Below are 16,016 nucleotides of genomic sequence, written 5' to 3' on the forward strand. Positions count from 1 at the left end.
CCCAGCCCCAGCCCAGCCGCCCGCTGTGCCGCTAGCCCCGCCGCTACCCTTCAGCGTCGTAGGTGCCGGCCAGCGCGCGGGCGGCCTCTTGCATGCGGGGCAGCCAGCCGCGCGCCCCGTCGATGGACAAGCGGGCCACCGGCGCGTGCAGCGCCACGGCGGCGATCACCCGCGAGCCACGCAGGATCGGCACGGCCATGCAGACGATGCCCAGCAGGAATTCCTCGCGGTCAAAGCTGGCGCCTTCCTTCTTGATGGCCCGCAGCTCGTTTTCCAGCGCGCCCACCTCGCACAACGTGTTCGGCGTGTAACGCGGCAGGGGCGCGGCGGCCAGCAGGCGCGCGCGCGCCTCGCGCCGCATGTGCGCCAGAAACAGCTTGCCGCTGGCCGAACAATGCAGCGGCACGCGCGAACCCGTTTGCAGGTTCACCCGCAGCGGCCAGGCGGTTTCCACGCGGTCCAGGTAAATGACTTCGTCGCCATCCAGCATGGTGCAGTTACAGGTTTCGCCGATTTCGTCGACCAGGCTGTCCAGGATGCGATGGCGTTCACCGCGCAAGGGGGAATTGAGCAGCGTCTCGCGGGCCAGGGCGCTAAGGCGGGGGCCGCTGACATAGCTTTTGCCGGCGGGTTCGCGCAGCAGCATGCCGGCGTCGACCAGCCGCGTCAGGATGCGCAGCACCGAGGGCTTGGGCAGGCCCGTCGCGTCGGTCAGGGCCGCCAGCGACACCGGCGCGTCGGACCGGGCTACCTGTTCCAAGAGGGTCAGCGCGCGTAGCGCGGCAGAGGATTCGTCTTTCATCTTTCAATATTTGAAGATTCAGCTGCCAGCGCGCCATCGTCGTACGGATTTTGCAGAAAATGGAACGCAGTGGGATGGGAAACGCGGGATTTCTCCGGCAGTATCGATTCACCCCGGCCACGATGCAAGCACGATGCGGGCAACCGCCCCGCGTGCCACCTCCCACAGCGCCGGCCTGCCAGGAGACACACCATGAGCAGCAAGCAACACATGACCCCCAGTGAAGCGTTCGTTGAAACGTTGGTCGCGCAGGGCGTCAAGGACGTATTCGGCATTGTGGGTTCGGCCTTCATGGACGCGCTGGACTTGTTCCCCGCCGCCGGCATCCGCTTCGTGCCCACCGTGCACGAGCAGGGCGCCGCCCACATGGCCGACGGCTATTCGCGCGTGACCGGCCGCCACGGCGTGTGCATCGCTCAGAACGGGCCGGGCATCACCAACTTCGTCACCGGCGTGGCGGCGGCGTACTGGGCGCACAGCCCCGTCGTGGCGATCACGCCCGAAACCGGCACCGCCGGCATGGGCCTGGGCGGTTTTCAGGAAACCGAGCAGCTGCCCATTTTTTCCCGCATCACCAAGTACCAGGCGCACGTGAACCGGCCGGATCGCATGGCGGAATTCACCGCCAAGGCCTTTGACAACGCGATGGCCGAACGCGGCCCGACGCAGCTGAACATCCCGCGCGATTATTTCTACGGCGAGATCGATGTGGCCATCCCCGAACCGCGCCGCGTGCGCCGGGGGCCGGGCGCCGAAGAAGACCTGGAAGCGGCGGCGCGGCTGCTGGCCGAGGCCAAATTCCCGGTCATCGTGGCGGGCGGCGGCGTGCTGTTTTCCGAGGGCCAGGCGGAATGCGTGGCCTTGGCCGAACTGCTGGGCGCGCCGGTCGTTACCAGCTATCTGCACAACGACGCCTTTCCCGCGAGCCACCCGCTGTGGTGCGGCCCGCTGGGCTATCAAGGGGCCAAGGCCGGCATGAAGCTGCTGTCGCAAGCCGACGTCGTGCTGGCGCTGGGCACGCGGCTGGGGCCGTTCGGCACCTTGCCGCAGCACGGCCTGGACTACTGGCCGCAGGGCGCGCGCATCATTCAAGTGGATGCCGACCACCGCATGCTGGGGCTGGTGCGGCCCGTATCGGTCGGCATCTGCGGCGACGCCAGGCCCGCCGCCGCCGCGCTGACCGAAAAGCTGAAGTCGCGTGACGTCGCTTGCGTGCGCACCAAGGCCGCGCGCGGTGACGACATCGCCTCGCAAAAGGCTGCCTGGGAAGCCGAGCTGGATGGCTGGTCGCACGAACGCGACGACTGGAGCCTGGACATCATCGAACAAGGCGGCGGCCGCATGCACCCACGGCGCATGCTGCGCGAGCTGGAACGCGCGATGCCCAAGCATGTCATGGTGTCCACCGACATCGGCAACATCTGCTCGGTGTCCAACAGCTATCTGCGCTTTGACGAGCCGAACTCCATGCTGGCCGCCATGAGCTTCGGCAACTGCGGCTACGCGCTGCCCGCGTTGATCGGCGCCAAGCTGGGCCGCCCGGACCGCCCGGCGGTGGCCTATGTGGGCGACGGCGCGTGGTGCATGAGCTTTCAGGAATTGCTGACCTGCGTGCGCGAAAAGATCCCGGTCACGGCCGTGGTGTTCCATAACGGCCAGTGGGGCGCGGAAAAGAAAAACCAGGTGGACTTCTATGGCCGCCGCTTCGTGGGCAGCAATCTGCTGAACCCGAATTTTTCCGAGCTGGCGCGCGCCATGGGCGCCGAGGGCATCCGCGTCGAACACGCGGACCAGGTGGGCGCGGCGTTGCAGGCGGCGTGCCAGGCGCAGTCCGAAGGCAAGACCACGGTGCTGGAAATGATGGTCAGCCAAGAGCTGGGCGATCCGTTCCGGCGCGACGCGCTGAAGCAGCCCGTGCGCTTTCTGGACAAGTACAAGCGCTACGTCAACCAGCCGTTCCAGGCGGGCGAGGTGCCGTTGCCGATCGATCCGGTTGGGCGTTAGGGCCAGCCGCCGCCAGAGACCAGGAGCCCGCCGTATGGCTAGCGATCAATTGTTCGCGCCGCTGCGCGATGCCGCGCTGTCGGCGGGCCGTTTGCGCACGGCGGTGGCGTACCCCATGTCGGCCTCCAGTCTGGATGCCGCCGTGCAGGCGCAGCGCGCCGGCCATATCGAGCCCGTGCTGGTGGGGCCGGCGCGTAAGCTGCTTGACCGCTTGGCACAGGCGGGCTTGCGGCCGGGCGACTTCGACATCGTCGACACGCCCGATGACGAATGCCTGGCCGCGCAGACGGCGGCGGGGCTGGCGCGCGACGGCGCCGTGCAGATGTTGATGAAGGGCAGCCTGCATACCGAACACTTCATGGCCGCCGTGGTGTCGCGCGAATCCGGTTTGCGCACGAGCCGGCGCGTCAGCCATGCCTTTGTGATGGGCGTTGCCGCCTACGCCAAGCTGTTCATCCTGACGGACGCGGCGGTCAACATCGCGCCTACGCTGATGGAAAAGGCCGACATCGCGCAAAACGCCATCGACCTGGCGCAAGCGCTGGGCATCGACCGGCCCAAGGTGGCGGTGTTGTGCGCCACGGAATCCGTCAACCCCGCCATGCCCGCCACGCTGGACGCGGCGGCCCTGTCCAAGATGGCCGACCGCCAGCAGATACGTGGCGGCGACATCGATGGCCCGCTGGCGTTCGACAACGCCATTTCGCGACAGGCGGCGCACGAAAAGGGCATTGTGTCGCGCGTGGCGGGCGACGCCGACATCCTGCTGGCGCCCGACATCGAAGCGGGCAACATGCTCTACAAGGAGCTGACCTGGCTGGCCGGCGCGGACACCGCCGGGCTGGTACTGGGCACGCGCGTGCCGGTGCTGCTGACCAGCCGGTCCGACTCCGTGCAGGCGCGCGTCAACAGCTGCGCCATCGCGGTGCTGCACGCCCGTGCCTTGCTGGCAGCACGCGACGCTTGAACCCGGAAAATTCTGGTGCAAGCGATTTGCCGCGTCTGGTTCTAGACCCTGCCACCCCCGCCACGTACCTTGAGTCCAGACGCCCGCGCGCGCTTTGCGACGGGTATTTCGACACAGGGAGCAGGCAATGCCAAACACCGTCACCGCCGACATGCTGGCCGAATTCGCGGCAGCCTGGAACCGCCACGATATCGACGCGCTGATGCGCTTCATGACGCAAGACTGCGTGTTCGAGACCGTCGGCGGACCGGACGCCTGCGGCAGCCGGCACACGGGGTCGGAAGCCGTCCGCACGGCCTTCGCGGCGGCCTGGAAGAACTTCCCGGATGCGCAATGGAACAACGGCCGGCATTGGGTGGCGGGCGATCGTGGCGTGTCGGAATGCATGTTCACGGGGACGGCGGCCGACGGCACGCGCGTCGAGGCCGACATGGTCGATATCTTCACCTTTCAAGACGGCAAGATCCGCGTGAAGAACGCGTTCCGCAAGCAGCGGCCCGCCTTGCCCGCCCGGGCGTGAGACGCGCATGGATACCCAAATGTCCTTCGACACTACGCGCCCGGCCCCGGCCGCCGCCGCACGCGTGAACGCCTACAACCCCACGTACGATCCGCTGGTGTCGCCACCCGGCCAGGGGCAGGACTACGCGCCAACCTACTGGGTCGCCACCGCGGGCGCACCGCCCGAAGACGATGGCCCCATCCAGGGCGACGTGGATGCCGATGTGGTGATTGTGGGTTCGGGCTTCACGGGCCTGTCCGCCGCGCTGACGCTGGCGCGCGACTTCGGCGTGCGCGCGCTGGTGCTGGACGCCAACCGCGCGGTGTGGGGCTGCACCAGCCGCAATGGCGGGCAGGGGCAGAATGCCTCCGGGCGTCTGTACCGGTCGCAATGGATCGGCCGCTGGGGCATGGATACCGCCAAGCGCCTGGACGCCGAAATACGCGAAGGGTTCGAATACTGGAAAAGCCTCGTGGCCCAGGTCGATTGCGACGCGCAGCCCGGCGGGCATCTGTACACCGCGCATCGGCAGAAGAAGATGGCGTTCCTGGCGAACGAGGCGCGCGTCATGCGCGAGGTGTTTGGCTACGACGCTCGCATGCTCAGCCAGGGCGAGTTGCGTGAACGCTATGTGCACGATCACGAGGCCGTCGGGGCCATGCACGAGCCCGACGGCGTGGGCGTGCATCCCTTGAAGCTGGCGTATGGCTATTTACGCCAGGCGCGCGCGCTGGGCGTGCGCGTGCATCCGTCCAGCCCGGTGCTGGGCTGGCGCCGCGACAATGGCGCCATCGCCCTGCAAACCCCGGCGGGTGTAGTGCGTGCGCGCCGCGTGGCGTTTGCCACCGGCGGCTACACGGCGCAGGGCGTCAACCCGCTGCTGGACAATCGCATCATGCCGGTGCTGTCCAATTCCATGGTGACGCGTGTGCTCTCCGACGCCGAGCGCGAGGCCGCCGGCCTGAAAAGCACCGTGTTCATCACCGACACCCGCACCTTGCGTTTCTATTACCGCCTGCTTCCCGACGGCCGCATGCAGATCGGCAGCCGTAGCGCCTTGCGCGGCGCCGACGCCCAGCACCCGCGCCACCTGGCCTTGCTGCGCGAGGGGCTGGCGCGCAAGTTTCCGTCGCTGCGTGATGTCGAGGTGGCGTATTCGTGGTGGGGCTGGGTCGACGTCAGCCACGACATGATGCCGCGCGTAACGCAGCCCGACCCGTCCCAGCCCGTGTACTACGCCTTTGGCTACGGCGGCAACGGGGTGGCGTTCTCGGCCCAGGCCGGCAAGCGGCTGGCCCAGCGGATGATGGGCCAGGACGGCGCGCCCTGGAACCTGCCCATCTACGATTCACCGCTGCCCGGGCACCTGTTCGCCCCGTTCAGGCGGCTGGGGCAGGGGCTGCTGTATCGCTGGTATCACCTGCGGGACGAGCATCTGTAGCGTGCACAGGTGTCGTGCATCGGTGGCAGGCCTCCGTAGCGTGCCACCTGAACCGCGTGCCGAACGCGGCCCGCGCCTACGCCGCCGCCCGCAGCCGATACCGGCGCACCACCTGCGCCAGTTTTGCGATGCCCGGTTCGATCAGTTCGGGCCGAATCGACGTGAATCCCACGCGGAGGAAGTTGCGGGGCGCGTCGGCCCCGTTCATGAAAAAGACGTCGCCCGGTTCCACCACCACGCCCTCGGCCAGCGCCGCCTCGGACAGCTGCGCCGCGTTCAGCCAGGGTGGGCCTTGCAGCCAGCACGACGACGACCCCGTGATGGGCGTGGGCGTGAAGTCGGGCAAGTGGCGGGCCAGCGCGTGCGCCAGTTCCGCGCCGCGCCGCTGATACGCCTGCGATTGCTTGCGCAGCAGTGAATGGTGATGGCCCAGCGAAATAAACAGCGAAAACGCGCGCTGGATGTACGCGGACGGGTGCCGCAGCATCAGCCGGCGCAGCGCGCGCAGTTCGCGGGTCAGCTCGCGCGGGGCAACGATATAGCCGATGCGCAGGCCCGGCGCGAACGACTTCGCCAGGCTGCCGACATAGATCACCCGCCCGTCACGGTCCTGGCTTTTCAGCGCCGGAATCGCGCCTTCGCCCCAGCGGCTTTCGCTTTCGAAGTCGTCTTCGATAATCATGCTGTCGGCCTGTCGCGCCAAGGCCAGCAGGGTTTCGCGGCGTTCCATCGACAGCGTGACGGTGGTGGGGCATTGATGCCCCGGCGTCACAAACACATAGTCGCAGCCCAGCAGATGCGTGCCCGTGCACAGGCCGCCTTCGTCCACCGGCATCGGCAGCAAGTGGCGCGTATGGCTGGCAAAGATGTTGCGGGCGTCGGGGTAGCCGGGGTCTTCCATGCCGACCACGGTGTCTTCGTTGACCAACAGGTCCGCCAGCAGATATAGCGCGTGCTGCGCACCCACGGTGATCACGATTTCTTCGGCATCCGCCCACACGCCCCGGCGCGGCAATACCTGCGTGCGGATCTGTTCGATCAGCGCGGGGTCGTCGTGCGTGATCAGGTCGGGCGCCCAACTGCGGATGTCCAGTACCGACAGCGCCTTGATGCAGCATTCGCGCCATTCGGCGGTGGGAAACAGGTCTGCGTCGAACTGGCCGTACACAAATGGGTAGGGCTGCTTCTGCCAGTCTTGCGGCTTGGTGATATTGCGCTGTTGCGATGGCCGAAAGCGCAAGCGCTCGTCCCAGCGCACGCGTTGCGGGGCCTCAACGTCCAGCATGGCGGCGGTCGGGTCGGGCACCGACCCCGAATGCCCCTGCATCACTGAATCGCAAACGAAATGGCCGCTACGTTCGCGCGACACCAGATACCCTTCGCTGACCAGTTGCTGGTACGCAAAAACCACCGTGTTGCGCGCAATGCAAAGCTGGTCGGCCAACTGGCGGCTGGACGGCACCGGCATGCCGGGCGGCAGGTGCCCGCTAAGAATGGCCGACACCAGCATCTGGCGCACGCGGCCTTGCAGGCTGAGGTTGGGCGCGCTTTCCCGTTCGAACAGGCGTTCCCACATCACAGGCTTTTGCATCGCGGCCTGGCTGGACATGACGGCTCCTTGTGATGGCGGCGCGGGGCCTCAAGGCAAGGGCCGCCGCGCGATCCGGTAGGTAGGATAGAGGACGCCCCTTTGGGGCGGAATGGGGGATTGCCCTGCCGGGCGCGTGCAGCGGCCGGGCAGGTCAATCGGGGCCGCGCCATCAGCCCGCCCCATCAGCCCGCGCGGCTAGATGCGTCCCTTCCAGGGGATGGCAAATTTCTCCACATACCGCACCAGCAGATCGAAGGCGAAGGCGAATATGCCGATCACGATGATGCCCATGATGACGATGTCGCTGGCCAGGAACTGCGCGGCGTTCAGCACCATGAAGCCCAGACCCCGGTCCGCTGCCACCATTTCAGCGGCCACCAGCGTGGTCCACCCCACGCCGATGCCGATGCGCAGGCCCGTGAAAATCTCGGGCATGGCCGCCTTCAGGATCACGTGCCAGACGATCTGCATCGGCGTGCCGCCCATGGCGTAGGCCGCATGGATCTGTTCGATGGATACCGACCGCACCCCGGCGCGCGCCGCGATGGCCATGGGTGCAAAGATCGCCAGATAAATCAGCAGGATCTTCGGAAATTCCCCGATGCCGAACCAGATGATGATCAGCGGCAGGTACGCCAACGGCGGCAGGGGGCGGTAGAACTCGATGGGCGGGTCGAAGATGCCGCGCGCGTAGCGGTTGACGCCCATCAGGATGCCGACCGGCACCGCCGTGATGCAGGCCAGGAAAAATGCCGAGAACACACGTGTCAGGCTGGCCATGGCGTGTTCGGCCAAGGTGGAATTGGCCACGCCGTCGGTCATGGCCGACACGAACTTGTCGTACACGGCAAAGGGCGACGGCAGGAACAGCGGCTTGACCCAGCCGGTGCTGGTCACCAGGAACCACAGCGCCACCAGCGCAATGCTGGTGATCAGGCTGATGTGGCCGCTGTAGCCCGCGCCGGGGGCGCCATAGACCTTGCCGGGGGCGGCCGGCTTGCGGCCCCCGCGCGGTTCACGCATGGGCCGGCTCGCGGGCGGACTCGTGGGCGGCAAGCTCGTCGCCGTAGATGATGCCAAGGACTTGCTCGCGCATGGCGATGAAGTCGGGGCTGGATTTGATGCGGCGGCCATCGCGGGTCTCCAGGTAGCGCCGGTTGAAGTCCGGCGTGAAGGTGTGCGTGATGCGCCCCGGGCGCGGCGACATGACGATCAGCCGCGATCCCAGGAACAGCGCCTCTTCCACGCTATGGGTAATGAAGAAGAACATCTTGTTGGTCTGGCGCCAGATATCCAGCAGCAGTTCCTGGATGGTTTCACGCGTCAGCGCGTCCAGCGCCGCCATGGGTTCGTCCATCAGCAGCATGGCGGGGTCGCAGGTCAGCGCGCGCGCAATGCCCACGCGTTGCTGCATGCCGCCGGACAGCTGGTAGATCATGTGACGGTGAAAGTCCTGCAAGCCCACCAGTTCCAGGTTGCGGCGCGCGCGGGCGCGCCGCGTTTCCTTGTCCACGCCTTGCAGCTTCAAGCCGAATTCCGTGTTCTCCAGCACGTTCAGCCAAGGCAGCAGGGCGTGCTTCTGGAACACCACGCCCCGGTCGGCGCCCGGGCCAATGATGGGCCGCCCGCCTAGCGTGATCTGCCCTTCGGTGGGCGACAGAAAGCCGGCAAGCAGGCTAAGCAAGGTGGTCTTGCCGCAGCCCGACGCGCCCAGCGCGACGACGAACTCGCCGGGCTCGATGGTCAGGTTGACGTCTTGCAGCGCGATGACCGGCCCGCTGTCGTGCAAGCCGGGATAAGTGACGCTGACATGGTCCGCGCGCAGCGCCTGGGCGGCGGGCAGGGTCGGGTGGTTCATGCGGTTTCCCCTTGTAACGGGACGCCCGCGTCTAGGCGGGCGTCCTTTCCGAAGACAGCCGGGCTACCTACTTGGCCGCCGCCTTCGCGTACTGGTCGGTCACGTGCGGGCTGTAGTCAGTCAGCGCCCGGTCGATCTGCTTCTGGTCCTTCAGGAACTTGGCGCTGGCGTCCAGCGCGCGCACCGCGCCGGATTCCTTGCCGCCACCCAGCCATGTCGGCGACGCCTGCTCTTGCGCGGTCGGGAACACCAGCAGCTTGAGCGCGCCGATGATGTCGTCCGGCTTGCCGCCGATCAGCCGCACGATGCCTTTGACCTGGGGCGATTCCGCCGTCCACTTGGCACCGTTGGCCTGGTAGTCGGCATAGGACTTGGCCAGCACGCCGGTGAAGGCGGCCATGAACTTCGGGTTCTTCGCGGCCCAGGCGCGGTCCACGACGATGCCGTCGAACGTGGGCACGCTGGCGCGGCCGATGGCTTCGGAATCGGCAATCACTTTGCCGGTCTTTTCAATTTCAGTCAGCGCGGGCGGCCAGACGTAGGCGGCGTCGATGTCGCCGCGCTGCCAGGCGGCCACGATCTGCGGCGGCTGCATGTTCAGGATTCGCACGTCGCGCGGGTTGATCTTCCATACCTGGTCCAGGCCCACCAATAGGTGAAAGTGTGACGTCGATACAAACGGCGTCGCCACCCGCTTGCCCTTCAAATCAGCCGTGCTGTTGATGCCCGAGCCGTTACGCGCCACCAGTGCTTCGGACTTGCCGATGTTGTCCAGAATCCAGAACAGTTGCAGGTCCACGCCGCGCGTGGCGGCCGATGTGATGCCGGTCGACCCCAGCACCCCCACCGGCACATTGCCCGAGGCCAGCGCCGTCGAAATATCCCCACCGGACGTGAACTGCCGCCAGTCGACCTGGTACCCGGCTTCTTTTAATGCGGCATCGAAACTGCCATCGGCAATGGACGACAAAAACGGGCCCACGATCTGTTGATAGCCCACTACCAGCTTGGTCTGGGCGTAAGCGGGCGCGGCCACCAGCGCAGCGGCAAGGCCGGCCAGGGTGCAGCGGCGGATGAGGCGGTAAATCGCGTTCATGGTGATCTCCGAAAGAGAGTGGGCCGCGCCCCGACGCGACCGGCTTTGTGCCGGTGCGGCCTGGTGCCAGTTTGCCCGGATAGGGCCAGAACGCTAGGTCCAGATGGGCGGTTCAGTAGGTGCCAAAGCGGCGACCCGAGCCGCGCGCGGGCGGGATGTGCCCATGGTGGTTCCCGGCATCGTCCAGCGGCTATCGGCCAAATGCCCGAGGCCCGCGCCAGCGCTCGTCGATAGCACCAAAGCATCGCTTTCGCGGTGACGGAAATGTCATTCATTTGTTAACGATTTGTCGGAGGCGCTGGGATACATTCGTTTCGTCCGACCCAGCGGGCGCGGTGGACACCCCAGGCCCTCAGTCCCCGCTGGCGCGCGTTGCTGCCCCGGGGTCATGAATTCCTTCGAGGTCGTATGTTCACTCACTTGAAAGTCCGCAGCTGTCTGGGCATTTTGCTTGCGCTGTTCTTCACCGGCATGCTGGTCGCCAACGGCGCGGCCTGGCTGGACACACGCTCCAGCAACGCCAAGCTGGGCCAGGTCAACGAAGCCTATTCAATGCGCGTCGTGCCCGTCTACGAGGCCTACACCCTGATGCTGCGCGCACGCCTGGCGATGGACGCCGCGATGATCAACCGGCAGGTCGGCCGCATCACGGAAAGCGATGCCGACGCCGCGCGTGCCGAAGACCTGTGGCGACGCTCGCGCGAGCGGTTCGATGCGTTCGCCAGCGAGGTGCGCGCGCCCGCGTTGCAGGAAAAAGCGGCCCCGGTGGCGGCCGCGTTCAAGCTTTACGACTCGTTGGCCGCCGAACAGTTCGAATCCATGCGCGGCCAGGACGCCCGGGCGTTCGCCTTGCAGATGGACGCGGTGCAGGGCGCCCACCTGGCGTTCGACCACGAAGTGGCCGGCTATCTGCGCTATGTAGACGCCCAGACCAACGGCTTTGTCGAAGCCGCCGCCACCCAGCACGTGCGCGCCAATACGCTGATCGCGGCGCTGCTTGCCGTGGCCGTGTTGCTCAGTATCGGCGCGGCGCTGTTTGTCAGCCGCTCGGTGTTACGCCCCTTGCTGCGCGCCGGCGCGCATTTTCAAAGCATCGCCGACGGCAATCTGACCAACCCGATCGAGATCAAATCGCACAATGAAATGGGTCAACTTTTTCTTGGCCTGCAACGCATGCAGGCCAGCCTGGCCAAGACGGTCGCCGCCGTCCGCCAAAGCGTGCACCAGATCAGCCACGGAACGCGCGACATCGCCGAAGGCAATGTGCTGCTGTCGTCGCGTACCGAACAGCAAGCCGCTACCTTGGAAGAAACGGCGCTGTCGATGGGCCGGCTGGCGGTAACCGTCAAGGAAAACGCCGACAACGCGCTGCGCGCCAACCAGCTGGCCGAAGGCGCGTCGCAGGTGGCGGGGCGGGGCGCGGCGGTGGTGGCCGACGTGGTCGGCACCATGCAGGACATCAGCGCCAGTTCGGCCAAGATCACGCACATCGTGTCGGTCATCGACGGCATTGCGTTTCAAACCAACATCCTGGCGCTGAACGCGGCCGTGGAAGCGGCGCGCGCGGGGGACCAGGGCAAGGGGTTTGCCGTGGTGGCCGGTGAAGTGCGGGCGCTGGCGCAACGCAGCGCGCTGGCCGCGCGCGAGATCAAGCAGCTGATCGCCGACTCGGCCGGCCGGGTGCAGGCGGGCGCGCAGCAGGTGGCGCTGGCCGGCGAAACGATGCGCGAAATCGAAAGCGCCGTGCACCGGGTGACCGACATCATGGGTGAAATTGCCGCGGCATCCAGCGAGCAGGCCCAAGGCATCGACCAGGTGAACCTGGCCGTGTCCAGCATGGACGAGGCCACGCAACAGAACGCGGCGCTGGTCGAGCAGGCCGCCGCATCGGCGCGCGCGCTGCGCGACCAGGCCGAAGGTCTGGCGCAAACCGTCGCCGTCTTCACCGTATCGCCGCGCGTGGTCATCGACATGCCCGATGCGCGTGTGTCGAATGCATCCACGGCAAACCAGACGAACCCGGCCCGGGCGGGGGCGCCGCGCAAGCGCGTGGCGTTGCAGCGCCCGGCAGCGGCGCCCGCGCCGGCGGGCCTGGGTGCGGCCGTGCAGGACGATTGGCAGGTGTTCTGACGAAGCGGCGCCGGAAGGAGGATCTGGCGCCCGCCCGGTAGTATCCGCTGGCCGGTTCCGTGGGGATAGGCCAGCGGTCGATCAACGCTACGCACGTGCGCAAAGCCGGGCAGCCGGTCGGCCGCGTGCCCTCACGACAAGAAGAAAACAATGAGCGATTTCGACATGGTGATACGCGGTTCGCTGGTCAACGCCGATAGCATTCTGGAAGACGGCTGGTTGGGGATCATGGACGGCAAGATCGCGGCAATGGGCAGCCACAGCCCGCCCGCCGCGCGGGATCTGGTGGACGCGCGCGGCTTGTGGGTGCTACCGGGCGCCGTCGACAGCCGTACGTATATCGGCGGCTGGGCCGATGGCTGCGGCATCCGCCGCGCCTCCCGGGCGGCAGCCGCGGGCGGTGTGACCACGCTGGTGGACATGCCTTACGAACACGCCGAGGTGGTCGCCAGCCGCGCGCAGCTGGATGCGATGGTCTCGCGCATCGGGCGTGAGGCGCATGTGGACGTGGCGGTGGCGGGCACCGTCAACACCCAGCACGGCCTGGATGCCGCTGACGCTCTGGCCAGCGGCGGCGTGTGCGCCTTTTCCATTCCCACGTTCGAGCACGAGCGCAACCGCTTTGCCCATCACGAAAGCGATTTATTGCAGGCTTTTCAGGGCATTGCGCGCTTCGGCCTGGCGTGCAGCATGCACAACCACGCGCGGCTGACGGCCAGCCGTAACGCGCGGCGCTTGCTGGATGCCGGCCGGGCGGGCAGGGAAGTGCTGGCCCGCGCCAACCTGCCCCTGATCGAAGGCTTGACCACGCGCCTGCTGTGTCGCGTCGGCGCGGCGGCCGGGGTGCGCATGCAGGCGGCGGATGTGTGGTCCGAAGAAGGCTATGCCATGTGCGCCCGCTACCGCCAGGCCGGGCACTGGGTCACCATCGAGACCAGCCTGCGCAGCCTTGTCATGAGCACCGAAGACGCGATGCAGCAGTTTGGCGGATCAGCCGACGACTACCCCTTGCTGCGTCCCAGTGTCGAGGTCGACGCCCTGTGGCGGCGTCTGGCCACCGACATGTGCACCTTCGTGTCCAGCGGATACCAGGCGCGCGGCGACGACGCCGGTGATGACTCGGCCCCCACGGTGGACTACGGGCCCGACCTGCTTTTGCCAGCGCTGTGGTCCGGCTGCGAGTCGCGCGGCCTGTCGCCCACGCTGGTGGTACGACTGCTGTCGCAAAAGCCCGCCGAACATTTCCTGCTGGACGACCGCAAGGGCTCGTTCGATATCGGCAAGGACGCGGACTTCGTCGTGCTGGCGCCCGGGCGGTCGGCGGCGCAGCCTGAGCAGGCGTTCGGCCGGCCCTACACCGTGCATGTGTTTGGCACGTGGCGCCGTGGCGAACTGGTGTATGACGGCAGCCAGGTGCAAGGCGAACCGGGCAAGGGCCGTTACCTGCGGCCGCGCGCCACGGTCCGTGAGGAGCGTGGCGCGATGATGATGTGACGCATGAGCCGATGCGCGCCGGGCGTGAGCGCGGCGCGCATTAATCAGTAGGGCGGGTCGCGTTGTTCCAGGACGTAGCCCAGGCCCCAGACGGTGTGCAGCAGGCGCGAACTGAAGGGGTCGTCCATTTTCATGCGCAGCCTGCGCACGGCCACGTCGATGGCGTTGGTGCCACGGTCAAAGTTGATGCCCCACACGTGCGCCGCCAGGTTCATGCGCGACTGCACTTCGCCATGCTTGCGCATCAGCCGTTCAAGCAGCGCGAATTCAATCGCGGTCAGCCGGATGCGTTGGCCTTCGCGCAAGGCCTTGCGGCTTAGCAGTTGCAGTTCAAGATCGCCCACGCGCAAGACGTGTTGCGTGCTGGGCTCGTCGGCCGGTGAGGATCGCCGGTTGATCGCCTTCATGCGAGCGACCAGCTCGCAGGTGGCATAGGGCTTGGCCAGGTAGTCGTCCGCGCCTTCGCTCAAGCCTTGCACGCGGGCTTGCAGTTCGTCGCGCGCCGAGACGATCAGCACCGGCACATTGCTTTCCTTGCGCAGTTCCCGCAGCACGGTGAAACCGTCCATCACGGGTAGCTGCACATCAAGCAGGATCAGGTCATAGGGAAATGTTTTTGCAATGCGTAGGCCGCTTACTCCATCGGTGGCAATGTGGACGATCTGGCCTTGCTCGGCAAGCGTATGGCTCAGTGCTTCCGCCGAGGTCTTGTCATTGTCGATTACGAGGACTTTCATGGGTTGCTGCATCGAATGGACGCCGCTGGCTTGCGGGGCCGCGCCAAGGCGCGAACCTGCAAATTGGCGGTCTTGTGCAAACGGACTGGCGCAACGATTGCAGCGATGAAGCGTGCACGCCAGGCGACCCGTCATGCTGACGGCTAATAACGCTCTTGTGAATTGGAAGAGTCTTAAAAATGCCCCGACCGGCAGGCCGGTCGGGGTAAAGCTGCTGCGAACGGTGTGTCAGATCGGGGGGGGGAAGGCGACGACACCGTTTTTGCTGCGACGACTGCAACTTCAAACAACAACTAGACATCTCACGACGTTCGCTTTCGGAGGCTGTGGCGGCTCCGATTGCTAGGCCGCGGTTCGCAGCGTAATGATTGTGAGGGGGCTGCGAATGACTTCAATGTAGAGCGCGTCGGCGCCCTCCGTTCGCTTGAAAACGGAGGCTTGCGGTGGGGATTTGGGGCGTTTCAATTGCCCGTGATAAGCCGGTCGATTCCGCGAATTCAGGCGGATATCCGGGCGGGTGCGCGCAGACGCTGCAAAACGAGGCGATGGGCGCGAAATGCCATCGCGCAATCCACCGAGCAAGGACGTCGGCGGGTGCTATCTCCGCGGATTCAATGCCAAGTGAAACGGGCGGTGCAGCCAGCTTGGCCGCACCGCCCGTTGTGGCGTGCTGGAACGATCAGCGGATCAGGCTGAGGAATTCGGCGCGGGTGGACGGGTTGTCATGAAATTCGCCCAGCATCACGGACGTGACCATCGACGAATTCTGCTTTTCAACGCCGCGCATCATCATGCACATGTGCTGCGCTTCGATCACCACGGCCACGCCGGCCGCGCCGGTCACCTTCTGCACGGCCTCGGCCACCTGGCGGCTGAGGTTTTCCTGGATCTGCAAGCGGCGCGCGTACATTTCAACGATGCGGGCCACCTTGGACAGGCCCAGCACCTTGCCCGCCGGCAGATACGCCACGTGCGCCTTGCCGATGAAGGGCAGCATGTGGTGTTCACACAGCGAATACAGTTCGATGTTCTTGACCAGAACAATTTCGCGCGTATCGGACGTGAACAGCGCGCCGTTCACGATTTCGTCCAGGTTCTGCGCGTAGCCCCGGCACAGGTGGCGCATGGCCTTGGCCGCGCGGGCGGGCGTATCGGCCAGCCCTTCGCGGCTTGGGTCTTCCCCTAGCGCTTCGAGAATGGCGGTGTAGTTCTTTTCCAATGACATGGGGGACTCCAGGGGCAACACGTTCATCGTGGCATTGTCGCGTGCCGCGTCGGCGACGCGGGAATGCAGGCAAGTCTACCGCAGCGCGCGCTTGCAATCATGGGTAACCCCACGCCATGGGCGGTTCATAGGTGGGTCAGGGCAGGGTAAAAGCCGCATTCATGCGCCG

13 protein-coding genes are annotated in these 16,016 nt (G+C 66.5%); 6 read left to right on the forward strand and 7 right to left on the reverse strand.

The features are described from left to right. Window positions 1–43 precede the first annotated feature (43 nt). On the reverse strand, window positions 44–802 hold the full coding sequence (locus KYT87_RS11835; protein ID WP_046806837.1) for an IclR family transcriptional regulator: 759 nt from the start codon (window positions 800–802) through the stop codon (window positions 44–46). A 192-nt stretch (window positions 803–994) separates the two neighbouring features. On the opposite strand from KYT87_RS11835, the gene xsc reads away from it, so the two are divergent. The 4 genes from xsc (at window position 995) to KYT87_RS11855 (ending at window position 5,716) form a co-directional block, all read left to right on the forward strand. After that, the gene (xsc, locus tag KYT87_RS11840; protein ID WP_120155081.1) at window positions 995–2,806 is read left to right on the forward strand and encodes a sulfoacetaldehyde acetyltransferase; all 1,812 of its coding nucleotides are present in this window, start codon (window positions 995–997) and stop codon (window positions 2,804–2,806) included. Between the two features lie 34 nt (window positions 2,807–2,840). After that, window positions 2,841–3,773 (forward strand): bifunctional enoyl-CoA hydratase/phosphate acetyltransferase, encoded by a 933-nt coding sequence (locus KYT87_RS11845; protein WP_219992288.1) that lies wholly within the window; start codon window positions 2,841–2,843, stop codon window positions 3,771–3,773. Between the two features lie 127 nt (window positions 3,774–3,900). Next, on the forward strand, window positions 3,901–4,293 hold the full coding sequence (locus tag KYT87_RS11850) for a nuclear transport factor 2 family protein (protein ID WP_219992289.1): 393 nt from the start codon (window positions 3,901–3,903) through the stop codon (window positions 4,291–4,293). 19 nt (window positions 4,294–4,312) lie between these two features. Then, on the forward strand, window positions 4,313–5,716 hold the full coding sequence (locus KYT87_RS11855; RefSeq protein WP_370638761.1) for an NAD(P)/FAD-dependent oxidoreductase: 1,404 nt from the start codon (window positions 4,313–4,315) through the stop codon (window positions 5,714–5,716). 76 nt (window positions 5,717–5,792) lie between these two features. Here the strand turns inward: KYT87_RS11855 and KYT87_RS11860 are convergent, their stop codons facing one another. From KYT87_RS11860 to tauA, 4 genes are all read right to left on the reverse strand, one after another. Next, window positions 5,793–7,325 carry a PLP-dependent aminotransferase family protein gene (locus tag KYT87_RS11860; RefSeq protein ID WP_219992291.1) on the reverse strand — a complete coding sequence of 511 codons (1,533 nt, stop codon included), beginning with the start codon at window positions 7,323–7,325 and terminating at the stop codon, window positions 5,793–5,795. A gap of 177 nt (window positions 7,326–7,502) precedes the next feature. Then, on the reverse strand, window positions 7,503–8,330 hold the full coding sequence (locus KYT87_RS11865) for an ABC transporter permease subunit (RefSeq protein ID WP_219992292.1): 828 nt from the start codon (window positions 8,328–8,330) through the stop codon (window positions 7,503–7,505). Beyond that, window positions 8,323–9,165, reverse strand: coding sequence for a taurine ABC transporter ATP-binding protein (locus KYT87_RS11870; protein ID WP_219992293.1), 843 nt, complete (start codon window positions 9,163–9,165; stop codon window positions 8,323–8,325). The genes KYT87_RS11865 and KYT87_RS11870 overlap by 8 nt, the downstream gene beginning before the upstream one ends. A gap of 67 nt (window positions 9,166–9,232) precedes the next feature. Further along, window positions 9,233–10,261, reverse strand: coding sequence for a taurine ABC transporter substrate-binding protein (gene tauA / locus KYT87_RS11875; protein WP_046806844.1), 1,029 nt, complete (start codon window positions 10,259–10,261; stop codon window positions 9,233–9,235). A 408-nt stretch (window positions 10,262–10,669) separates the two neighbouring features. Here tauA and KYT87_RS29970 point away from each other — a divergent pair, with 408 nt between their 5' ends. Then, window positions 10,670–12,391 (forward strand): methyl-accepting chemotaxis protein, encoded by a 1,722-nt coding sequence (locus tag KYT87_RS29970; protein ID WP_046806845.1) that lies wholly within the window; start codon window positions 10,670–10,672, stop codon window positions 12,389–12,391. 150 nt (window positions 12,392–12,541) lie between these two features. Further along, window positions 12,542–13,885, forward strand: coding sequence for an amidohydrolase family protein (locus KYT87_RS11885; RefSeq protein WP_046806846.1), 1,344 nt, complete (start codon window positions 12,542–12,544; stop codon window positions 13,883–13,885). Between the two features lie 44 nt (window positions 13,886–13,929). Here the strand turns inward: KYT87_RS11885 and KYT87_RS11890 are convergent, their stop codons facing one another. Further along, window positions 13,930–14,622, reverse strand: coding sequence for a response regulator transcription factor (locus KYT87_RS11890; protein WP_046806862.1), 693 nt, complete (start codon window positions 14,620–14,622; stop codon window positions 13,930–13,932). A 679-nt stretch (window positions 14,623–15,301) separates the two neighbouring features. Next, window positions 15,302–15,847 carry a GTP cyclohydrolase I FolE gene (gene folE / locus KYT87_RS11895; RefSeq protein ID WP_006219193.1) on the reverse strand — a complete coding sequence of 182 codons (546 nt, stop codon included), beginning with the start codon at window positions 15,845–15,847 and terminating at the stop codon, window positions 15,302–15,304. Window positions 15,848–16,016: the final 169 nt, after the last annotated feature.

Source organism: Achromobacter sp. ES-001 (assembly GCF_019448355.1).
In the GTDB taxonomy this organism is placed as follows: domain Bacteria; phylum Pseudomonadota; class Gammaproteobacteria; order Burkholderiales; family Burkholderiaceae_B; genus Achromobacter; species Achromobacter spanius_B.